General features: G+C 68.1%; 20 protein-coding genes. 14 read left to right on the forward strand and 6 right to left on the reverse strand.

What is annotated here, in order from left to right; genetic code table 11:
- Window positions 1–90: 90 nt before the first annotated feature.
- Both J2X21_RS20650 and J2X21_RS20655 read right to left on the reverse strand, forming a co-directional pair.
- Window positions 91–957 carry a flagellin N-terminal helical domain-containing protein gene (locus tag J2X21_RS20650; protein ID WP_310331728.1) on the reverse strand — a complete coding sequence of 289 codons (867 nt, stop codon included), beginning with the start codon at window positions 955–957 and terminating at the stop codon, window positions 91–93.
- A gap of 232 nt (window positions 958–1,189) precedes the next feature.
- On the reverse strand, window positions 1,190–2,053 hold the full coding sequence (locus J2X21_RS20655; protein WP_310331730.1) for a flagellin N-terminal helical domain-containing protein: 864 nt from the start codon (window positions 2,051–2,053) through the stop codon (window positions 1,190–1,192).
- 436 nt (window positions 2,054–2,489) lie between these two features.
- On the opposite strand from J2X21_RS20655, the gene J2X21_RS20660 reads away from it, so the two are divergent.
- The 4 genes from J2X21_RS20660 to J2X21_RS20675 all read left to right on the forward strand — a co-directional run bounded on the left by J2X21_RS20660 (window position 2,490) and on the right by J2X21_RS20675 (window position 6,212).
- Complete coding sequence (locus tag J2X21_RS20660) at window positions 2,490–2,954, forward strand: tetratricopeptide repeat protein (protein ID WP_310331732.1); 465 nt, start codon at window positions 2,490–2,492, stop codon at window positions 2,952–2,954.
- A 217-nt stretch (window positions 2,955–3,171) separates the two neighbouring features.
- A complete protein-coding gene (gene flhD / locus J2X21_RS20665; protein ID WP_310331735.1) occupies window positions 3,172–3,492 on the forward strand; it encodes a flagellar transcriptional regulator FlhD in 321 nt (106 codons plus the stop codon).
- A 43-nt stretch (window positions 3,493–3,535) separates the two neighbouring features.
- The gene (flhC, locus tag J2X21_RS20670) at window positions 3,536–4,072 is read left to right on the forward strand and encodes a flagellar transcriptional regulator FlhC (RefSeq protein WP_310331736.1); all 537 of its coding nucleotides are present in this window, start codon (window positions 3,536–3,538) and stop codon (window positions 4,070–4,072) included.
- Between the two features lie 34 nt (window positions 4,073–4,106).
- The gene (locus J2X21_RS20675; protein ID WP_310331738.1) at window positions 4,107–6,212 is read left to right on the forward strand and encodes an O-linked N-acetylglucosamine transferase, SPINDLY family protein; all 2,106 of its coding nucleotides are present in this window, start codon (window positions 4,107–4,109) and stop codon (window positions 6,210–6,212) included.
- On the opposite strand, the gene J2X21_RS20680 is transcribed toward J2X21_RS20675, so the two are convergent.
- From J2X21_RS20680 to J2X21_RS20690, 3 genes are read right to left on the reverse strand one after another with little or no spacing between them, the layout of a single operon-like run.
- Complete coding sequence (locus J2X21_RS20680; protein ID WP_310331740.1) at window positions 6,192–7,754, reverse strand: O-linked N-acetylglucosamine transferase, SPINDLY family protein; 1,563 nt, start codon at window positions 7,752–7,754, stop codon at window positions 6,192–6,194. The genes J2X21_RS20675 and J2X21_RS20680 overlap by 21 nt on opposite strands.
- Entirely contained in the window at window positions 7,751–8,425 is a 675-nt protein-coding gene (locus J2X21_RS20685; RefSeq protein WP_310331742.1) for a class I SAM-dependent methyltransferase, read from the reverse strand. The genes J2X21_RS20680 and J2X21_RS20685 overlap by 4 nt, the downstream gene beginning before the upstream one ends.
- On the reverse strand, window positions 8,422–9,063 hold the full coding sequence (locus tag J2X21_RS20690; RefSeq protein WP_310331744.1) for a glycosyltransferase family 32 protein: 642 nt from the start codon (window positions 9,061–9,063) through the stop codon (window positions 8,422–8,424). Before J2X21_RS20690 ends, J2X21_RS20685 begins: the two co-directional genes overlap by 4 nt.
- 130 nt (window positions 9,064–9,193) lie before the next feature.
- Between J2X21_RS20690 and J2X21_RS20695 the strand changes: the two genes are divergently transcribed.
- The 7 genes from J2X21_RS20695 to J2X21_RS20725 all read left to right on the forward strand — a co-directional run bounded on the left by J2X21_RS20695 (window position 9,194) and on the right by J2X21_RS20725 (window position 15,194).
- Window positions 9,194–10,252 (forward strand): glycosyltransferase, encoded by a 1,059-nt coding sequence (locus J2X21_RS20695; protein ID WP_310331745.1) that lies wholly within the window; start codon window positions 9,194–9,196, stop codon window positions 10,250–10,252.
- Window positions 10,246–11,007, forward strand: a complete 762-nt coding sequence (locus J2X21_RS20700; protein ID WP_310331746.1) for a class I SAM-dependent methyltransferase — start codon at window positions 10,246–10,248, stop codon at window positions 11,005–11,007. Before J2X21_RS20695 ends, J2X21_RS20700 begins: the two co-directional genes overlap by 7 nt.
- A gap of 91 nt (window positions 11,008–11,098) precedes the next feature.
- On the forward strand, window positions 11,099–11,956 hold the full coding sequence (gene motA, locus J2X21_RS20705; protein ID WP_310331747.1) for a flagellar motor stator protein MotA: 858 nt from the start codon (window positions 11,099–11,101) through the stop codon (window positions 11,954–11,956).
- Between the two features lie 18 nt (window positions 11,957–11,974).
- Entirely contained in the window at window positions 11,975–12,949 is a 975-nt protein-coding gene (motB, locus tag J2X21_RS20710) for a flagellar motor protein MotB (protein ID WP_310331749.1), read from the forward strand.
- Window positions 12,950–13,002: 53 nt separating this feature from the next.
- A complete protein-coding gene (gene cheY / locus J2X21_RS20715) occupies window positions 13,003–13,395 on the forward strand; it encodes a chemotaxis response regulator CheY (RefSeq protein WP_310331751.1) in 393 nt (130 codons plus the stop codon).
- A 28-nt stretch (window positions 13,396–13,423) separates the two neighbouring features.
- Complete coding sequence (locus J2X21_RS20720) at window positions 13,424–14,053, forward strand: protein phosphatase CheZ (protein WP_310331845.1); 630 nt, start codon at window positions 13,424–13,426, stop codon at window positions 14,051–14,053.
- Window positions 14,054–14,234: 181 nt separating this feature from the next.
- Window positions 14,235–15,194, forward strand: a complete 960-nt coding sequence (locus tag J2X21_RS20725) for a PEP-CTERM sorting domain-containing protein (RefSeq protein ID WP_310331752.1) — start codon at window positions 14,235–14,237, stop codon at window positions 15,192–15,194.
- Here J2X21_RS20725 and J2X21_RS20730 read toward each other — a convergent pair whose 3' ends face one another.
- Entirely contained in the window at window positions 15,195–15,947 is a 753-nt protein-coding gene (locus tag J2X21_RS20730) for a substrate-binding periplasmic protein (RefSeq protein ID WP_310331753.1), read from the reverse strand. It abuts the gene before it with no gap.
- Between the two features lie 182 nt (window positions 15,948–16,129).
- Between J2X21_RS20730 and J2X21_RS20735 the strand changes: the two genes are divergently transcribed.
- The 3 genes from J2X21_RS20735 to flhF all read left to right on the forward strand — a co-directional run bounded on the left by J2X21_RS20735 (window position 16,130) and on the right by flhF (window position 21,147).
- Window positions 16,130–17,305, forward strand: a complete 1,176-nt coding sequence (locus J2X21_RS20735) for an EscU/YscU/HrcU family type III secretion system export apparatus switch protein (RefSeq protein ID WP_310331755.1) — start codon at window positions 16,130–16,132, stop codon at window positions 17,303–17,305.
- A gap of 102 nt (window positions 17,306–17,407) precedes the next feature.
- On the forward strand, window positions 17,408–19,498 hold the full coding sequence (flhA, locus tag J2X21_RS20740) for a flagellar biosynthesis protein FlhA (RefSeq protein WP_310331757.1): 2,091 nt from the start codon (window positions 17,408–17,410) through the stop codon (window positions 19,496–19,498).
- The gene (gene flhF / locus J2X21_RS20745; RefSeq protein WP_310331759.1) at window positions 19,495–21,147 is read left to right on the forward strand and encodes a flagellar biosynthesis GTPase FlhF; all 1,653 of its coding nucleotides are present in this window, start codon (window positions 19,495–19,497) and stop codon (window positions 21,145–21,147) included. The genes flhA and flhF overlap by 4 nt, the downstream gene beginning before the upstream one ends.
- Window positions 21,148–21,207 lie beyond the last annotated feature (60 nt).

Consider the following 21,207-nt stretch of genomic DNA (forward strand, 5'->3'; position numbering starts at 1 on the left):
GCGCGTGGGGGAGGGCGTGCGGACCCGGCCTGGCCGGGCCCGCGCGTGTTGCCTCGTCGAGAAGGGTGGCGCCTTCCGTGGCGCCCGGGATCAGCCGCGCAGCAGGGCCAGAACCTGCTGCGGCAGCTGGTTGGCCTGGGCCACCATCGTGTTGCCGGCCTGCTGCAGGATCTGCGCGCGGCTCAGGTTGGCGGTTTCCTGGGCGAAGTCGGCATCCATGATGCGGCTGCGCGAGGCGCTCTGGTTCTCCACCGCCACCTGCAGGTTGGAGATGACCGCATCGAAACGGTTCTGCGAGGCACCCAGCGTGGCGCGCTCGGAGTTGACCTTGTTCAAGGCCGCATCGATGGAAGTAATGACGGTGTCGATGTCCGTCAACGTCGTGCCGTTGATCGCCGCGCGGCCGGTGCCCAGGTTGTCGGAGCCCGAGACCGTCGTGATGACGGCGTCGGTGGTCATGTCAGACGTGACGATGTCGATGCGGTCGTAGTCGGTTGTGTTCGCGCCCACCTGGAAGGTCTGCGTACCCGCGTCGGCCGTGGCCAGCACCGCCTTGCCGTTGAAGGTGGTGCCACCCAGCACGCGCTGGATTTCCTTGGCCAGCTCGCCGAATTCCTTGTCCAGCGAGTCGCGGTCGGCGCTGGTGTTGGTGGCGTTACGGGACTGCACCGCCAGTTCACGCATGCGCTGCAGCGAGTCGCCCACCTTGGACAACGCGCCTTCAGCCGTCTGCGCCAGCGAGATGCCGTCATTGGCGTTACGGATGGCGACATTCATGCCGCGCACCTGGGCGTTCATGCGTTCGGCAATTGCGAGACCGGCCGCATCGTCCTTGGCGGAGTTGACACGCAGGCCCGACGACAGGCGCTGCATGGACACGGCCAGGGACGATTGCGACATCGCCGTGTTGCGCTGAGCATTCAGCGAGGCGAGGTTGGTGTTGATGATCTGGGGCATGTTCAATCCTTTCGTAGACGAGGCGTCTTTTCCGGGCCGTCCTTGAAAGGATTTGCGAACCCGTTGGGATGCTTATCGTCGGTCGAGAGGATCGACTTGAATGCTTTTTTCACGCCGGCCCAAAAAACGCCCCCGCCGTGGCGGGAGGCGTCAAGGGGCTTGTGCTGGTGGCGTGAGAACCTCTGCCTTCGGAGTGGACAGATCACTCAGGGCCAGCGAGGCTGGCCCGGCGTCATCGAAGCAACGCCAGCACTTGCGACGGAATCTGATTCGCCTGGGCGATCATCGCGTTGCCGGCCTGTTGCAGGATGCTTGCTCGGGAGAGGTTGGCCGTTTCCTGGGCGAAGTCGGCGTCGGTGATGCGGCTCTTGGCAGCGCTCTGGTTCTCGACCGAGATCTGCAGGTTGCTGATGACCTGGTCGAAACGGTTCTGCGAGGCACCCAGCGTAGCGCGCTCGGAGTTGACCTTGTTCAGCGCCGAGTCGATGTTGGTGATGACCGTGTCGATGTCGCCGACGGTGGCGCCGTTGATGACAGCTCGGCCCGTGCCGGTGTTGTCGGAACCGGCCACGGTCGTGATTTCCGTCGCGGTCGTCATGTCGCTCGTGGCGACGTCGATGCGGTCGTTGGAAGTCACGTTGGCGCCGACCTGGAAGGTCTGCGTGCCGGCGTCGGACGTGGCCAGGATGGCGCGGCCGTTGAAGGTCGTGCCGCCCAGCACGCGCTGGATTTCCTTGGCCAGTTCGCCGAATTCCTTGTCCAGCGAGTCGCGGTCGGCGCTGGTGTTGGTGGCGTTGCGCGACTGGACAGCCAGTTCACGCATGCGCTGCAGCGAGTCGCCCACCTTGGACAGCGCGCCTTCTGCCGTTTGAGCCAGGGAGATGCCGTCGTTGGCGTTGCGGATGGCAACGTTGGAGCCGCGCACCTGGGCATTCAGGCGCTCGGAGATGGCCAGACCGGCAGCGTCGTCCTTGGCGGAGTTGACGCGCAGACCCGAGGACAGGCGTTGCATCGACACGGACAGCGCCGACTGCGAGGTGGAGGTGTTGCGCTGCGCATTGAGCGACAGCAGATTGGTGTTGATGACCGAGGCCATGGTGCGCTTCCTTTTCAGCTAGAGAGAACCCGGCAAAAACGCCGGACGAAGACCGAGTGCCCGGGTGTGGCACCCGTGCTTCCGCAGTGGCCCGCCTTTCGGCTTGCCCTCGCGGTAACGCCCGACGCCGGTCAATCGGGAAGGCGTGTCTCACCCTGTGAGCCATGTCACACCTTCCCGGCCTTCCAGCCGGACCACGGAACTGTTTGCAGCGCCGTTGGGATGGCTATCGGTGTGCGGTGGAAGTTTCTTTAGCCACATTTGTCAAGGGCGTGATCTATTGAATAAAAGTAGCAGGACCCTCTTGTTTGTTCGATTGGGTTGCCGCGGCGAAAGCGCCCCGTGAAAGCGGCGCTTTTCATGGAATCGGTGGGCAGGCCGGTTCCTAAAGTGCGAGCCATCCCGGCCGAACCCTGTGCCGGACTGGAGTCCCGCCATGCGAGCCCTGAACGCGTCGTCCAAAACCAAGAATGCCCATCGTCCGGTGGCTGCACCCGCCAACGATCCCAAGCTGTTGCTGGCCCGGGCGCGCAATGCCGCGTTCGCGGAAGCGGCCAAGGGCAACCTGGGTGGCGGCTTGGGCATGCTGTATGACGCGCTGCAGGGCGAGCCCATGAGCCACGACCTGATGTCGGACATGGCGGCGCTGCTGCTGGCCGCCGGCCGCCTGGAGCACGCTGCCGGCTATGCCGAGCGCGCACTGCAGGTGCACACCCAGCATGGCCCCAGCCTGTACACGCTGGCCTTCGCGCTGTCGGGCCGCGGTGAGGTGGACCGGGCGATCGGCGTGCTGAACGAACTGCAGCAGGGCCCGGGGCGTGACAGCCTGCAGGCCGAGGCGCCGGAACTGGTGCCGGTGGCCATGATCGAGCTGGAGCGTCTGCGTCGCCTGCGCGACTGACGCCAGCCACGCATTCTCCTCACGAGGCCCCGCAGCGAAAGCTGCGGGGCCTCGGCGTTTCCGGGCCCGACGCGGCTGTAGGAATTTGCCTGACAAGCCCTTCCTGCCAGGGTGACGCCGCGCACCGACAGCGCCTGATATCGCGAAAGAAGAGGGGTCAACACAATCCGTTTCACTGATCCGCAACACCCCTCTACCTCTGAAACCGGAGCCCGCCATGAACGCAGACCAAATGCTCGCCGAGATCCGTGAAGCCAACCTGTCCTACCTGATGCTGGCCCAGACGCTGATCCGCGCCGACCGCGAGCAGGCCCTGTACCGCCTGGGCATCAGCGAGGAGACGGCGACGTTGATCTCGACGCTGAGCCCGGCGCAGATCATGAAGATCGCCTCCGGCAACACGTTGCTGTGCGCCTTCCGCATGAACGACGACCTGGTGTGGGGCCTGCTGACCAACCACAGCAAGCCGGGCGCGAACGAAAGCGTCAGCCGCCTGCACGCTTCCATCCTGATGGCCGGTCGCCACGAGCACGCCTGATCTCACGCCGTCGAACATTCAGTCACAGATTCCGGAGCCCACCATGCGCGTCAAGAGCATCCTCACCGAAGCAAAGCAGATCGAACGTGCCGTTCAGCTGATCCACCTCGGTGCGCGCCTGCAGGTGCTGGAGTCCGAAACCGACCTGTCCTACGAGCGCCTGCTGCGCCTCTATAAAGAAGTGAGCGGCAAGTCGCCGTCCAAGGGTCAGCTGCCGTTCTCGACAGACTGGTTCATGACCTGGCAGCCCAACATCCACGCCAGCCTGTTCCTGAACATCCACGAGTACCTGAACAAGGCCGCCGAGATGGACGAGATCGACACCGTCATCAAGGCCTACCAGCTGTACCAGGAGCAGACCCAGGCCCAGGGCCTGGAGGCGATGCTGTCGGTCACCCGCGCCTGGCGCCTGGTGAAGTTCGTCGACAACGGCATGCTCACGCTGACCAAGTGCTCCAAGTGCAACGGCCACTTCGTCACGCACCCCCACGAGGTGGCCCGCCATTACGTCTGCGGCCTGTGCAATCCGCCCGCTCGCGCCGGCAAGGGCCGTGCGCAGGGTTCCATCCAGATGCATTGATCGCCGCCAAGGTGCGCGCAGGCAAGATGCATTCATGAAATCTGCACGCGCCAAGCCTGGTGGCTCGGCCGCCCTGGTGCAACGCGCCGCCGCGCTGCAGTCGGCGGGCCAGGCCAACGAGGCGGCGCAGCTGCTGAGCCAGGCCGTCAACCAGTTTCCTGCCGAGCCCGAGCCCTGGCTGCGGCTGGGCAACCTGCTCGCCGGTGCCGGCCAATGGGCCACGGCCGAGCGTTGCTATGCCGCGCGCTGCCGGCTCAAGCCGGCCGCTGCACAGCCGTTCTACAACTGGGGCGTCACGCTGGTCGAGCTGGGGCGTGTGCCCGAGGCTGTCTCCGCCTACGAACGCGCCCTCGCACTGCAACCCGGCGATGCCGCCGCGCATCATGCGCTGGCGCTGGCCCACCTGCAGCTGCAGGCGTTCGATGCCGCATTGCAGGCGCTGGACCGTGCCATCGCACTGATGCCCAAGGAAGGCGCCTACATCATCGAGCGCGCTCGCGTGCGCCTGAGGATGGGCCAGTGCGCCGCGGCATTGGCGGACCTGGAAGCCGTGCCGCCCAGCGCTGATGCGCTGAACCTGAAAGGCATCGCGCTGCGCCAGCTGCACCGCGCCGCCGACGCGTTGGCTGCCTATGACGAGGCGCTGAAGCTCAATCCTCAATTCGTCGAAGCGCTGAACAACCGCGGCAACCTGCGTCTGCTGGCGCGGCGGTTCTCCCCGGCACTCGACGACTTCGAGCACGCCCTCGCGTTGAAGCCCGACTCGGACTGGCTCGCCGGCCTGAGGCTGTACGCTGCCATGCATATCTATCAGTGGCAGGGCTTGGACGAGCAGCTGGCCATGCTGCGGCAGGCCGTGGCCCAGGGCCAGAAAGTGATCCAGCCGCTGGCGCTGCAGTGCCTGCTGGATGACCCCGTCGCCCAGCAGCAGGCGGCGCGCACTTGGGCGCAGCACAGCTTCCCGCCCAAGGCCGAGTGGGCGCCGAGCGTCGCATCAAGCCATGAGCCCAGCGATCGCATCCGCATCGCCTATCTGTCACGCGACTTCCGCTCGCATCCGGTGTCGTTCCTGATGGCGGAGATCATCGAGCTGCACGACCGCGCGCAGTTCGAGGTCATCGCGCTGAACTATGGGGCGGCCAGCGACGACGCCATGCAGCAGCGCCTGCGCGCTGCGTTCGATCAGTTCCATGACGTGGAGCGTCTGCCCGACGCGCAGATCGCCGACCTGGCACGCCGCCTGGGCGTGGACATCGCCGTGGACGTGACGGGCCTGACCGACGGTGCCCGCACTGGCATCCTGTCCTGGCGCGCCGCGCCGGTGCAGATGCAGTACCTGGGTACGCTGGGCACGGCCGGCTCACCGGTGATCGACTACCTGCTGGCCGACGCGACGCTGATTCCCGCCGAGGCGCGCGACGCCTACGACGAGCGTGTCGTGTATCTGCCGTCCTACCAGGCCAACGACCGGCGCCGTCCGCGCCCCGAGCCCACGCCGCGCGACGCGCTGGGACTGCCGGCGGATGCCTTTGTCTTCGCCTGCTTCAACAACCCCTGCAAGCTCAACCCCGCCATGTTCGCCATGTGGGCCGAGATCCTGCGCGCCGTGCCGCGCGGCGTGCTGTGGGTGCTGGAGGAAGACGAGCAGGCGCGCGTGAACCTGTGCGCGCATGCCCAGGCGCTGGGCTTGGACCCGCAACGCCTGCACTTTGCCAAGCGCACCGGTCGGGAGGCCTATCTGGCCGGTCTGGCCGCGGCCGACCTGTTCCTGGACACGCTGCCCTACAACGCAGGCACCACCGCCAGCGACGCGCTGTGGATGGGCCTGCCGGTGCTGACGCTGCAGGGGCGATCCTTCCCGGCGCGCATGGCGGCCAGTCTGCTGAACGCCGTCGGGTTGCCGGAGCTGGTCACGAAGAGCGCGGCCGACTACGTCGCCACCGCGAAGCGTCTCGCGCAGCAACCGGATGAACTGCGCGCGATCCGGCAACGATTGCTCGCCGCCCGCGACGGCTCGGCCCTTTTTGATACGCCGCGCTTCACGCGCCACCTTGAGAGCGCCTACCTTGAAGCGCACCAGCTGCGGCTCGCGGGCGAAGCGCCGCGAGACATCGTCGTCTCAGGCGGCGGGCAAGGCTGACGGTGGCTGGCCAGCCAGCGCGCGTTCCCACATGCGCTGGTACAGAGACTCCAGATCGCGCGCGAAGCGCGTGGTGTCGTAGAGGCCGGGCGCTCGTGCCAGGATGCGCTCGCGCAGCGCCGAGCGCGCTGGCGCGTCGCGGCCCAGTTCGCAGATCCGCGCCATATAGGCGGTAGCGTCCTGGGTGACGCAGCTCTCCAGCCCCGCCGCCGCCAGGATGCTGGCCGCGACGCGGCCGGGGAATCCGTCGTTCATCAAGGTCACTACCGGCACGCCGGCCGCCAGCGCGTCGCTGGTGGTCGTGTGGCCGTTGCAGGGCCAGCTGTCCAGCGCCAGATCGGCGACCTGCAGGCGGGCCAGGTGCTCGTCCATGCCCACCGGCGGCGCGAAGACGATGCGGTCGGCCAGCGCGCCCGCGGCCTCGCGCAGCCGCGAATCCGCCTGCTCGCCGCCGCTGAGCTGCCACAGCTGCGCATCGGGCAGCTGCCGCAGCACCTCCATCCAGGCGTCCCACAGCGCAGGCGTGATCTTGTAGGCGGCGTTGGCGCCCAGCAGCACCAGCGCGTCATCCCGCAAGCCCTGTTCGGCGCGCGTCGGCGCGGGCCCGGGCGCACGACGCCGGTCCTGCGGCTGGTAGCAGTGCGGCAGCTGCGCAATGCACTCGCTGTAGTCGGCCGCATGATCCAGCGGCGTGACGACCGGGTCACCGATGACGTAGTCGATGAAGCCGGCGCCGCTGGTGCCCGGGAAGCCCAGCCAGCTCACCTGCACCGGCGCAGGCCGGCAGGCGAGGGCGGCCAGGCGGCTGCCGGCGGTGTGGCCCTTCAGGTCCACGAGGATGTCCACCTCGTCAGCGCGGATGCACTCGGCGGTGGCGGCCATGCTCAGCGCGCTGACGTCAACCAGCGTGCCGGCCTGCGCGATGCGTCGGCGCAGCGTCGATCCGTCGTCGGGACCATGCGAATAGAGCCTGATGTCGAAGCGCCGGCGGTCGTGGCTTTCCAGCAAGTCCACCAGCAGCGCGGCGGTGGCGTGGGCGTGGAAGTCGGCCGACAGGTAGCCGATGCGGATGCGCTCGCGGGGCACGGGCCTGTGCGGCGTCATCGGCTTCAGGCCCCGTGCGACATGGCGGCTGGCCAGCGCCGCCGCTTTCAGGAGCTCGGCGCGCGTGTGCGGCAGGCCCACCAGCGCAAACGGCATGCCGAACTCGTCGTCGGCCGTGGCGGGCTTGGCGGCCAGCGCGGCGCGCAGCGCGGCCAGGTCGGCGTCGAGCTGCGACCAGTCGGCCGCCTTCTGCGTCGCATGGATCAGGTAGCCCTGGGCCATGACGCTGTGCGGGTTCAGGATGGCCGGCGTGCGCAAGGCTTCCACCGCCTGGCTGTGCAGGCCCAGCGCCTGCAGCGCGAAGCCCAGTTGCAGGTAGGTGTCGGTGTCGGTGGGCGCCAGCGCCAGCGCCTGCAGCAGCGGGTCTATGGCCTCGGCGGGGCGGCCGGCCAGGCGCAGCGCCGCGGCCTGGCTGCGCAGAGTGGCGGGCGTCGTCACTCGGCGGGTGCTTCCGGAGAGGGGCGGCTGCATGCCACCAGCAGCGACATGCCGTTGAAGAAGAACATGCCGTCGATCTGCCAGGGCGTGTACTTGCGAATCACGTTGCTCAGCGTGAACGGCGTGTACCAGCAGTTGTGGTCGGGGTGCACGACTTCGACGAAGGTCTGCGCGCCGCTGTTGTAGTCGAAGTGCCGGCGGAAGCACGAGTAGGCGTCGGGTACGGTGATGATGTATTGATCGGCACCCAGCGCATCCAGCTGCTTCAGGAAGCCCTGCACGTCGGGCACGTGCTCCATGACCTCGGGCACCAGCACGGTGTCGTAGTGCTCGGTCACTTCGGCCCAGTCGCTGAACAGGCGGCCCTTCAGGTGCGGGCGCATCAGCTCGAAGGCCTCGCCGTGGATGTCGAAGCCATCCAATGTGCAGTGCTCGTCCAGCTGCAGGTGCAGCGAGCGCTTCAGGTCGGTGATGGGCCAGTCCACGCAGCCGACGTGCAGCACGCGCTTGTCGGCGCACAGCGCGACGAAGGCGTCCAGCCGCGGCACGCCGACGAAGTCCTCGCCGACCTTGACCTTCTGCACAAAGTACTTCTGGTGGGCGTACTCCAGCGGGGAGACGGGCAGGTCGTCCAGGGCTTTGCGTTCGGTAGCCAATGCTGGGGCGTTCATGCGACCTTCCTCTTGTGCAGTTCGTCGTACTTGCCCAGCGTGCTGCCCCATTCCTGAGCGGCAAACACAGGGCCGCCGCCGGTGTATTCGTGGCCGGTGAAGTGGCGCGGGATGAAGAAGTGGCTGGGCCAGATGGTCAGGCCCGAGTAGCGCTGCAAGCGCACCTGCTCGGTCAGGAACAGCGGACCCACGCTCTGCCAGGCCATGCGGTCGACGACGGTGGGTTCCTTCTGCAGGTCCAGGATGATCTGGCCGAAGAAGGGGTTCTCGGGCTTGGAGGCCACATAGCCGGCGGCGATCAGCCCGGGGCGGATCAGCTCGTTCTCCCAGCAGGCGCAGGCCTCGCCCTCGAACAGCCAGGGCTCCAGCGGGCGCTTGCAGATGCTGTCGGCATCGACGACGAAGCCGCCCTCGTGGTACAGGATCTCCCAGCGCATCAGGTCGGCCACGCCGTTGAGTTCGCGCCTGGACATGTCGCGCATGTGCGCGGCGTTCACCCAGCCATAGCTGGCCAGGTCTTCGTTGCCCCAGACGCGCACGGTCCAGTCGGGGTTGTGCTCGCGCCAGGTGGCGATGCAGTTGTCGGGGCGTTTGGATTCGTCGCCGACCCAGATCACATGCAGCGTGCGGGGGATCATGGACAGCCTCGCGGACGTGGGAAGAACCGCCACTCTAGGCGCGTGCGCGCCAGGATGAAACCCGGTGGAATGGGGGAAATCCGGCCCTGAAATGCCCGATCGGCCTCGCGCGCGTGAACACAATGCGGCCATGACCGCTGCCCCGCGCCGCCTGGCCCTTGTCGTGATTGCGCGCGACGAGGCGCAGCACATTGGCCGCTTGCTGGACAGCGTGCGCCCCTGGGTGGACGACATGCTGGTGCTGGACACCGGCTCGCGCGACGACACGGTGCAGGTCGCACGCAGCTGCGGCGCACGCGTGGAGACTTTTACCTGGTGTGACGACTTTGCCGCCGCGCGCAACCACGCGCTGACGCTGGCCGGCGCCGACTGGCATCTGGTGCTGGATGCCGACGAGTGGCTCATGGATGGCGGCGAGGCGCTGCAGGCGCTGCGCCACACGGCGCCCGATTTCGTCGGCGCGCTGCAGTTGCGCGACCGTTTCGACGTCGCGGCCGGGCAGCAGGCCGAGGCCATAGGCTGGCTGAGCCGCGTGCTGCCCGGCCCGGTGCGCTACGCCGGCCGCGTGCACGAGCAGCCGCAGCACGCACTGCCGGTCAAGCGGCTGCCGCTGGTGGTGGGCCATGACGGCTATGCGGCCGAGCGGCTCGCGGACAAGCGCGGCCGCAACCGGCGACTGCTGGAGCAGGCGCTGGCCGACGCACCCGACGACGCCTACCTCTGGTACCAGCTGGGCAAGGACCACGCCGTCTACGACGAGCACGACGGCGCCGAGGCCGCGTTTGCGCGCGCCTGCGGGCTGCCGGGCGCGGCGGCGTCGCCGTGGTGGCTGGACCTCGTGGCGCGGCGGCTGTTCGCGCTGAAATGCCTGGGGCGGCATGCCGACGCGATGGATTTCGCGCAGGCGCAGATGGACGCCGGCGCCGGGTCGCCCGACTTCTTCTTCACCATCGGCGACCTGCTGCTGGACCTGGCCGCGTCGCGGCCCGATCAGGCCGGCGAGGCGCTGCCCATGGCCGAGGCGGCCTGGCGTCGCTGCCTGGAGTTGGGCGAGCATCCCGAGCAGCCCGGTGCCGTGGCCGGGCGCGGCAGTTTCCTGGCCGCGCACAACCTGGCCGTCGTGCTGGACGGCACGGGCCGCGAGGCCGAGGCCGAGGCGCTGCGCGCCATGCACCCCTGGCCATGCTGAGCCGGTTGGCCCCCGCCTGGCCGCTGCCGGCGCTGCTGGCGTGGCTGGCCGCCTGGCTGCTCTATGCAGCGGCGCTGGCGGCCGGTGTCACGCCCGGACCGGCGTTGGCGCTGGGAGCCGCGCTGGGCGCGCTGATCGGCTGGCTGCAGACGCAGCGCTGGCGCCGGCTCATCGTCGCGCTGGGTTTTCCAGCCTCGGTGCTGGCCTTGGGCTGGCAAGGCGGCTCGTCCGGCCTGCTGTGGCTGGCGCCGCTGGCGCTGCTGTGGTGGCTGTACCCGCGGCGTAGCTGGACCGAGGCGCCGCTGTTCCCCACGCCGCGCGGCGCGCTCGATGAACTGCCGGCCCAGGCCCCGCTGCCGCCCGGCGCCCGGGTGCTGGATGCCGGCTGCGGCGTGGGCGACGGCCTGCGTGAGCTGGTTCGCGTCTATCCGCGGGCCCGCGTCGAGGGCGTGGAGTGGAGCCGGCCGCTGGCGCTGCTGGCGCGCTGGCGGGTGCGGGGAGCCACCGTACGCCGCGGTGACCTGTGGGCTGATGACTGGGGCAATTTTGCGCTGGTCTATGTGTTCCAGCGGCCCGAATCCATGCCGCGGGTCTGGGACAAGGCCTGCGCCGAGATGGCGGCGGACGGCTGGCTGGTCAGCCTGGACTTCGCGGTGCCGGGTGTGGAGTCGACGTCGAACTGGCAGTTGCCGGGCGGGCGGTTCGTCTGGCTGTACCGTCCGGTGCGGAAAGGTGCGGCAAAGCCGGCCAAATGAATGCATCGCCGCGCCTGCCGGCGCGGCATACTTATCTCAAGCCCCCCGGAATCGGGCCGATATGGCCTGAACCCCCTCAACTCGACCACGCATGTTCGTCCTCATTGGCTGGGCCATCTCGATGGTCTGCATCTTCGGCGTGTTCATCGCCCACGGCGGGAACATCGGCGTCATCCTGACCGCGCTGCCCTTCGAGATGATCACCATCTTCGGGGCAGCCATCGGCGCCTTCCTGGCCAACAACCAGATGAAGGTCGTCAAGGCGACCGCGGCCGGCCTGGGCCGCTGCTTCAAGGGCAGCAAGTACAGCAAGGCCCGCTACATGGAGCTGCTGGCGCTGATGTACGACATCCTGCAGAAGGCCCGCAAGGAAGGCCTGATGTCCATTGAAAAGGATGTCGAGGATCCGCACAGCTCGCCGCTGTTCCAGAAGTACCCGACGGTGGGCAACGACCACCACGTCACTGAATTCATCACCGACTACCTGCGCATGATGGTGTCGGGCAACCTGAATGCGCACGAGATCGAATCGCTGATGGACAGCGAGATCGAGACCCACCACCAGGAAGAACACGCCGCCGTGGCCGCGCTGCAGCGCCTGGCGGGCGGCCTGCCGGCCTTCGGCATCGTGGCCGCCGTGCTGGGCGTCGTGAACACCATGGGCTCGGTGGGCCAGCCGCCGGCGGTACTGGGCGGCATGATCGGCTCCGCGCTGGTGGGTACCTTCCTGGGCATTCTGCTGGCCTACGGTTTCGCCGAGCCGCTCGCGGGTCTTCTCGAGCAGAAGGTCGAGGACGGCGGCAAGGAGTTCCAGTGCATCAAGACCACGCTGCTGGCCAGCATGCAGGGCTACGCGCCGCAGGTGGCCATCGAGTTCGGCCGCAAGGTGCTGTTCTCGGGCGACCGGCCGTCGTTCAGCGAGCTGGAGAGCCACGTCAAGAAGAAGTAGTGACGACAAGGCACTGACATGGCAGGAGACGCCAAGAAACTTCAGCCCATCATCATCAAGAAGGTGAAGAAGGGCGGCCACGCGGCGCATGGCGGCGCGTGGAAGATTGCCTACGCCGACTTCGTCACGGCCATGATGGCCTTCTTCCTGCTGATGTGGCTGCTGGGCTCCACGACCGAGGGCGACAAGAAGGGCATTGCCGAGTTCTTCCAGTCGCCGTTGCGCGTGGCCATGCTGGGCGGCTCGGGCTCGGGCGACTCGTCCAGCGTCATCCGCGGCGGCGGCAAGGACCTGACCCGCGAGACCGGCCAGGTCAAGGAAGGCGACAGCGCCGCCAAAAAGTCCAGCTATACGCTGCGCGCGCTGAAGGAAGAGCAGCGCAAGGCGGAGCGCTCGCGGCTGGAGCAGCTCAAGACCAAGGTCGAGGAAGTGCTGGCCGAGAACCCCAAGCTGGCGGCGCTGGGTGGCCAGATCCGCCTGGACATGACCCGCGAGGGCCTGCGCATCCAGATCGTCGACGAGGGCAACCGCCCGATGTTCGACAGCGGCAGCGCCGTCGTGAAGCCCTATATGCGCGAGCTGCTGCAGGAGCTGGGCGCCGTGCTGACCGAGGTGCCCAACCGGCTGACGGTGGAAGGGCACACCGATGCCCAGGCCTTCCCGGGCGGCGACAAGGGCTACAGCAACTGGGAGCTGTCGGCCGACCGCGCCAACGCGTCGCGCCGCGAGCTGGTGGCGGGCGGGCTGTCCGAGGCACGCATGCTGCGCGTGCAGGGCCTGGCGGCCAGCAAGCTGCTGGAGGTCAAGGACCCCAACAGCCCCCTGAACCGGCGCATCAGCATCATCGTCATGAACCGCGATGCGGAGGATGCGGTGCTGAAGAACCTGCCGGAGGAGCCTGAGCCGGAGCCTTCGGCGGCGGAGAGTGGTGTTACGCAAGTGCCCGCTATCGGCAAAATGCCTCAAACTCAAACGCCAGCGTCGGCGCGCTAGAACTAGACTGCGGGCTGACCCCTGAATCCCGCCAGCACAGAGAGAGGATCGCCATGAGCGCTGACATGAAATTCCTGGTTGTCGACGACTTCTCCACCATGCGCCGCATCGTGCGCGGCCTGCTGAAAGAAATCGGCTACAACAACTGCGAAGAAGCCGAAGACGGCGTCGAAGCGCTGAACATGCTGAAGGGCGCCAAGTTCGACTTCGTCGTCAGCGACATCAACATGCCCAACATGACGGGCTTCGAGTTGCTGAAGGCCATCAAAGAAGACCCGACGCTGAAGCACCTGCCGGTGCTGATGGTCACGGCCGAGGCCCGCAAGGAAGACATCGTGCTGGCCGCCCAGTCCGGTGCCGCCGGCTACATCGTCAAGCCCTTCACGAAGGCGACTCTGGAAGAAAAAGTCCAGAAGATCATGCAGAAGCTCGCTGCTGCCGCCTGACAACAATAAAAAGGGGACTCCCATGTCGATGGACCAGTTGGACCAATTGGGCAAGGCCCAGGAGCCGCTGCTCGTCTCGCCCGAGGTCTTCCAGCAGCTCGGCACCATCACCCGCACGCTGCACGACACCATGCAGCGGCTGGGCGTCATGCCCAAGCTGCAGGTGGCGACCGACGGCCTGCCGGACGCCCGCAGCCGCCTGAGCTACATCGCCACCAAGACGGCCGCCGCTGCCGAGAAAGTGCTGAACTCGGTCGATCAGGCCAAGGCCGAGCACGCCGGTATCAGCAAGGCCACGCAGGAACTGGCGGCCGCCATCGTGGCTGACCCGGTGCGCGCCGTGGCCAGCGGCGCCGTGATGAACTTCGTGCAGGACGTCGAGAAGCGCACGCAGAGCATCGACAGCCACCTGACCGACATCATGCTGGCGCAGGACTTCCATGACCTGACCGGCCAGGTGGTCGCCAAGGTCGTGAACCTGGCCAACGACCTGGAAGACAGCCTCGTGAAGCTGCTGGTCCAGGTGGTGCCGCCCGAGCAGCGCGAGAAGGTGGATCCCACCATCCTGCAAGGCCCGGTCGTCAATGCCGAAGGCCGCACCGACGTCGTCACCAACCAGGGCGAGGTCGACGATCTGCTGGCGAGCCTGGGTTTCTGAGCCCGTTCCGCCCCCCGAGAAGCCGGCCCTGTGCCGGCTTTTTCATGTGCAGCCCACTCGTCTGAGGGGTTAGTGATCACTTTAGGGAATCGGTCGGCGGTCAGCCCCTCCTAGCATCGCGCGCTTGCGATCTCCAGGGGATTCCATGACTGCGCGTACGTCTCTGGTCCGGTGCCTGGCCTTGGCGGCCTGCTTGCTGCCGCTGGCCGTTCAGGCCTACAGCGCCTCCGTGTTGACGCGCGCCGGTGCGGGCGTCTCCGTGATCGGGGCGCCGGGCAGCACGGAGCATCAGCCGGCTGAGCGCTCGGCGTCCACGACGAAACCGGAACCGCTGAACCTCAGCAACGCCGCCTACGCGCTGACCACCAATGCGCAGTACACGGCGTCTGCCACGGGACACTCGTTCGCCAGCGTCTCGCCGGGCCTCGTGAGCGTGTTCGCCTCGGGGCAGGGCACCGGGACAGCCAGTCCACCGACGTACTCGCAGAGCGACAGCACCGGCTACGGCTACGCCTCGGGGGGATTTGCCGACAGCATGACGCTGAACGTGGCCGGCGTGGCGGCGGGCGCGCTGGTGTGGGTCGATTTTTCCGTTCGCTTCGAAGGCACCGCCGGCGTCACGCGTACCGCCGTGGCTGGCGGCTGGGCCCAGGGCGGCAACGACTACCACTGGGGTCTGCAGATCACCAGCCCGGGCTGGGGTGCCGGCACGCTCTACAACTCGGGCACCAGGACCTACCAGGTGGATGTGAACGGCAACGTCACGTTCAATACGCTGCAATTCGGCGCCCAGCCCATGGGCGCCTGGCTGATGACCGGAACGCCGCTGGGCCTGAATGCCTGGGCCTGGGCGCAGGCCTTCGGCCGCGGCGGCTACAGCTATTGCCCGTCCGGCTGTACGGACCAGATGGCCGGTGTGGCCTACAGCTTCATGGATGCCTCCCACACGCTGGCCTGGAACGGCGTGCAGGGCGTGAAACTGGCGGATGGCAGTGCGGTCGATCTCGCTGGCGTCAGCCTGTGGTCCGAGACAGGACTGAACCTGATGCAGCCGGTCACCAGCGTGCCGGAGCCGATGTCGGCCGTGCTGCTGGCGCTGGGTTTGTCCGTGCTGTACGTCGCGCGCCGCCGCCGGGCCTGATCAGTCGGCCTGAGCCTCGGGGACCAGATCCCGGATGGCCTGGTTGAGCTTGTCCAGCATCTGGGCCGGCACCTGCGGCGAGCAGGCCAGATAGCGCAGTTCGCCGCGCGGCATGTCGGCGAACTCGATGCGAACCAGGGGCAGGGGCGCAAACTCGGCGTCGCGGCGCAGCCAGCCCAGGTCTTCCTCGTCGATCAGCATGTAGTCCACGCGGCGTGCGCCCACCATGCGGGCAAGTTGCAGCGGTGTCAGGTGCGCGCGCACGGGCGGCCGGGCGGTCGCCGCCAGGTATTGGTCCAGCTGCTGGCCGTAGGACACGCCGTCCAGCAGGCCCACCTGCAGCGAGCCGTCGGCGATCAGCTGGGCGACGCGCGGAATGGCGCGGATCTGCGCAACGGCGCTGGCATGGGCCAGCACCACGTGCGGCTTGTCGCGGTGGATGGGCAGCGTGAAGCGCGCGAAGGCCTCGCGCTCCGGGTTCTTGTACAGGCCGGGCGAGCAGATGGCGGCCTGGTTGGCCTGCAGATGCTGCAGCGTGCGCCGTATCGGCACCTCCACGAACTTCGCCTCGATGCCTGCGCGCCTGAGCAGCCGGGCCGTGCGTTCCATCAGGAATCCGGCGGGTTTGCCGGCCTCCGTGTAGCTATAGGGCGGCTTGTCGCGGTATTCGATCGTCAATGACTGCGCGAGTGCCAGGCCGTCGCTGCACAAGGCAGCCAGCAGTACGAGCAGGCGAGGCAGGCGGTGACGCATGCGAGAAGGTTACAACCGGTCACAGCCACCGCCCGGTGAGGTGGCGGGAATCCTGCACACCTAACGCCAGCAGTAGGGGGGGCGGCTAGAAATAGGCGGGCGAGCACCCCGCTTTTCTCGCTCGAGTTTTCGGGGTGGCCTCGAACAATTCGGTCAGCGCCTCGAATGGGGCGAAGCACGCCATGGCTGACCAAGACGCACAGGACCGCAACCTACCCGCCTCGCCCAAGAAGATCGAAAGATCCCGGGCCGACGGCCAGTTGCCGCGTTCCCGCGACCTGCCTCACTTCGCGATGATGGTGGCCGGCGGCGCGGTGCTGGCCGCGGGCGGGCCGCAGATCGTCGAGAAGCTGCGCCAGATGCTCATCAGCGGCTTGCGCTTTGATGCCAACCTGCTGGCGCGGCCGGGCTTCATGGGCGAGCGCCTCGTCGAGATGACGCTGTCTTTCGCGATGGTGGCCGGCCCGGTGGGGCTGTTGCTGATGGTGGCGGGCATTGCCAGCAACCTCGCCAGCGGCGGCTGGAACTGGACGATGAAGCCGCTGGCGCCCAAGTTCACGCACCTCAATCCGCTGGGCGGCCTCAAGCGGCTGTTCACCGGCCAGGGCCTGGGCACGGCGCTGAAGGCGGTGCTGCTGGCGCTGGTGTTGGGCATCGTGGGCGCCATGGTGCTGAAGGACCGGCTGGCGGCCTACGTGGGCATCATGTCCGTGCCGCTGCCATCGGCACTGGCCTATGCGGGCCAGCAGCTGATGGGCGGCCTGGCGCTGCTGGCCGTCGCTCTGGCGGTGTTCGCCGCCATTGACGTACCGCTGCAGCGCCAGCTGTGGCTGCGCCGCCTGCGCATGAGCCGCGAAGAGGCCAAGCAGGAGCTGAAGGAAGTCGAAGGCAACCTCGAGATCAAGGCCAAGGTGCGCGCCCGCATGCGCGAGATGGCCAAGCGCCGCATGCTGGCCGCCGTGCCCGGTGCCGACCTGGTGGTCATGAACCCCACCCACTACGCCGTCGCGCTGAAGTACGAAGAGGGCAAGATGGGCGCGCCCAAGGTCGTCGCCAAGGGGGCCGACCTGCTGGCCATGAAGATCCGCGATCTGGCCAAGGAGAGCAAGGTGCCGGTGCTGCAGCAGCCGGTGCTGGCCCGCGCGCTGTACGCGCACGCCAAGGTCGACCATGAGATCCCCGCAGCATTGTTTGGTGCCGTGGCCCAGGTGCTGGCCTACGTGTACCAGCTGCGCGCCGCGATGAGGTCGCGCAACCTGAACACGCCGGACATGCCCAAGCCGCATGTGCCGCCGGAACTCGATCCGCACAACAAGCCGGGCTGGGCGCCCGAGCCGGACGAGGATTTCGCGGAATAAGCCGCAGCTTGCGGCCTCGGAACAAGCAGGCTTTCCCGCCGCTTCTCCACCTCAAGTTTTTCGCTCCGACGCGAAGAATGCGGTTGAGATCCGATCCGCCTCATGAACCAGCTCACCGCCAAGATCCAAGCCCTGCTCGGCCCGCGCGCCGGCGTGATTGCCGCATTGGGCGCCCCCATCGCCGTGCTGCTGGTGCTGGCGATGATGGTGCTGCCGCTGCCGCCCTTCGTGCTGGACCTGCTGTTCACGTTCAACATCGCGATGGCGGTGATGGTCACGATGGTGGCCGCCCACATGATCCGGCCGCTGGATTTCGCGGCCTTCCCGACCGTGCTGCTGCTGACGACGCTGATGCGGCTGTCGCTGAACGTCGCTTCTACACGCGTCGTGCTGCTGGAAGGGCACACCGGTACGGGTGCCGCCGGCAAGGTCATCGAGGCCTTCGGCCACTTCCTGATCGGCGGCAATTTCGCGGTCGGCCTGATCGTGTTCGCGATCCTGGTGGTCATCAACTTCATCGTGGTGACCAAGGGTGCGGAGCGCATCGCCGAGGTCGGCGCGCGCTTCACGCTGGATGCCATGCCCGGCAAGCAGATGGCCGTGGACGCCGACCTGAACGCCGGCCTCATCAACGAGGCGGAGGCCAAGCGCCGCCGCGCCGAGCTGAGCGACGAAGCCGACTTCTTCGGCTCCATGGACGGTGCCAGCAAGTTCGTGCGCGGCGACGCCATCGCGGGCATGCTGATACTGGTCATCAACATCGTCGGCGGCTTCATCATCGGCATCGCCCAGCACGGCCTGTCCGCCAGCCAGGCCGCCAACAGCTACATCCTGCTGGCTGTGGGCGATGCGCTGGTGGCGCAGATCCCGGCGTTGCTGATCTCGGTGGCCGCCGCCATGGTGGTGTCGCGCGTGGGCACGGACAAGGCCATCGGCAGCCAGATCGGCAAGCAGGTGTTCGGCTCGGCGAAGAGCCTGGCCATCACGGCCGCCGTCATCGGCGCGCTGGGCCTGATCCCCGGCATGCCGCATGTCGTGTTCCTGCTGATCGCCGCAGGCCTGGGCTATCTGGCCTGGTGGCTGCGCAGCAGGGAGCAGGCCGCGGAGGCCGCCAAGGCCGTCAAGCCCATCATGCCGCCCAGCGAAGGCACCGGCGAGGCCAGCTGGGAAGACCTGGTGCCGGTGGACACGCTGGGCCTGGAAGTCGGCTACCGGTTAATCACGCTGGTGGACAAGACCAAGGAGGGCGACCTGCTCTCCCGCATCAAGGGCGTGCGCAGAAAGTTCGCGCAGGAGGTCGGCTTCCTGCCGCCGCCGGTGCACATCCGCGACAACCTGGAGCTGCGCCCCAGCCAGTACCGCATCTCGCTGCGTGGCGCGGTCGTCGGCGAGGCGGAGGCCTTCCCCGGCATGTGGCTGGCTATCAACCCCGGCCACGCGACGCAGAAGCTCATCGGCACCGCGACGACCGACCCCGCCTTCGGCCTGCCGGCCGTGTGGATCGAGGAACGGCAGCGGGAGATGGCCCAAATGAGCGGGTTTACGGTCGTTGATTGCTCGACCGTCGTGGCCACCCACCTTTCACACTTGATGCAAGTGCATGCGGCCAAGTTGTTGGGCCGCGTGGAGACGCAATCGCTGGTGGAACACCTCACCAAGCAGGCGCCGCAATTGATCGAAGACGTGATTCCCAAGATGGTCAGCATCGCCACCCTGCAACGAGTCCTCCAGCTGCTGCTGGAAGAGGGCGTGCACGTGCGCGACATGCGTTCCATCGTCGAATGCCTGGCCGAGAACGCCGTCGCGGTCACCGACCCGCAGGAGCTGGCGCGCCGCATCCGCACCCACATCGCACCGGCCATCGTGCAGCAGATCTACGGCTCCACCCGCGAGCTGGACGTCATCGCGCTGGAACCCGAACTGGAGCGCCTGGTCACCCAGGCCCTCAATTCGCCGCACGGCGCGGCGCTGGATCCTGGCGTGGCTGACACGCTGGCCCGCAGTGCCGCCGAGACCGCCCAGAAGCAGGAAGACCGCGGCGTACCCGCCACGCTGCTGGTGCCCGACCTGATCCGCGCCCCGATGGCCCGCCTGCTCAAGCGCGCCGCGCCCCGTCTCAAGGTTCTCGGCCACAGCGAGATCCCTGAAACCCACACCATCCGCATCGGCTCCATCATCGGAGGCACAGCATGAACGTCCGCAAATTCAACGCGCCCACTTCGCGCGAGGCGCTCGCCCTGGTCAAACAGGCTTTTGGGGGCGACGCGGTGGTGCTGTCCAACAAGTCGGTGCCCGGTGGCGTCGAGGTGCTGGCCATGGCGCCGGAAGGCATGGGCCAGATCGAACAGATTGCCGCGGCCGCGCCGCGCACCGTGGCCCGCCCGCAGGTGCCGCCCCAACAGCCGCAGCAGCCCGCCCAGCCGCAGCAGCGCGCGTCCTTCGCCGAGCGTGCCCACCGCCAGGAGCCCAGCTTCAAGGCCAATGGCGTCGGCGGCGACGTGGAGCAGCTGGCCATGAGCACGCTGAGCTTCCAGGACTATGTGCGCGAGCGCGTGCTGCGCCGCCGCCAGGCGGAGATGACCGGCCAGCCTGACCCGGTCGTGCAGGCCGCGCCGGCGGCACAGCCGCAATCGGCCGCTCTGTCGCTGGACGCCGCCCGCGCGCAGCGCGAGCGTCGCGCCGCCGAGGCGATGGCCGCGATGGCACCCCGCCGGGCCGCCGCGCCGGCGACGCAGCCCCAGCCGCGCCCCGCGCCGCCCGTGCTGCGCGACGAGATCCGCATTCCCCCCGCCGTTGCGCAACGCGTGGTGCCGCAGCTCAGCGACATCTCGGTGGCGGAGCCCATGCCGCTGCCGGGCCAGCCCACGGCCACACAGCGCAGTCAGATGGACATGGCCTCCGAGCTGCGCCAGATGCGCGGCCTCATCGAGGAGCGTTTCTCGTCGCTGGCCTTCATGGAGAAGCTGCAGCGCCAGCCCGTGCAGGCGCGCCTGACGCAAAAGCTGCTGGAACTGGGTTTCTCGCCGGCGCTGGTACGCAAGCTGGCCGAGAGCTGCCCGTCCGACTTCCGCGCCGGCTCGCCCACCGACCCGGCCGACGAGAGCGCCTGGGCCGCCCATGTGCTGTCGCGCAACCTGCAAACCGACGAGGCCGCGCCCGCCATCGAGGACCGCGGCGGCGTGTTCGCGCTGATCGGCTCCACCGGCGTCGGCAAGACCACGACGACCGCCAAGCTGGCCGCCCACTTCGCGACGAAGTACGGCGCCGGCCAGCTGGGCCTGATCACGCTGGACGCCTACCGCGTCGGCGCCCACGAGCAGCTGCGCGCCTACGGCCGCATCCTGGGCGTGCCGGTGCACACCGCGCACGACCGCGCGTCGCTGGACGACCTGCTGGACCTGCTGTCCAGCAAGAAGCTGGTGTTGATCGACACGGCCGGCATGGCCCAGCGCGACACCCGCACGCAGGAACTGCTGGAGATGCTGGCCCACCCCAGCATCAAGAAGCTGCTGGTCATCAACGCCGCGCAGCAGGGCGAGACCATCGAGGACGTCGTCAGCGCCTGGAAGGGCGCGGCCTGCGAAGGCGTGGTGCTCAGCAAGATCGACGAGGCCGTCAAGCTGGCCCCGGCGCTGGACACGCTGATCCGCCACAAACTCAAGGTGCTGGGCGTGGCCAACGGCCAGCGCGTGCCGGAAGACTGGCACCGCCTGCCCAGCGTCGCGCTGGTGCAGCGCGCGCTGAAGAGCCCGGCCGCCGGCGCCTGGCGCATGGACAACACCGACGTCAACCTCATCTTCGCCGGCGCTCCGCTGATCGATGGCATGCGAGCTGTCCACTGATGTCGACGATGACACTTCTTTCGTTGAGCGGGCCGGGCGCCGGGCCGCTCCCAAGCCGGC

The sequence above is a fragment of the Roseateles asaccharophilus genome (assembly GCF_031458115.1).
GTDB lineage: Bacteria > Pseudomonadota > Gammaproteobacteria > Burkholderiales > Burkholderiaceae_C > Pelomonas > Pelomonas asaccharophilus_A.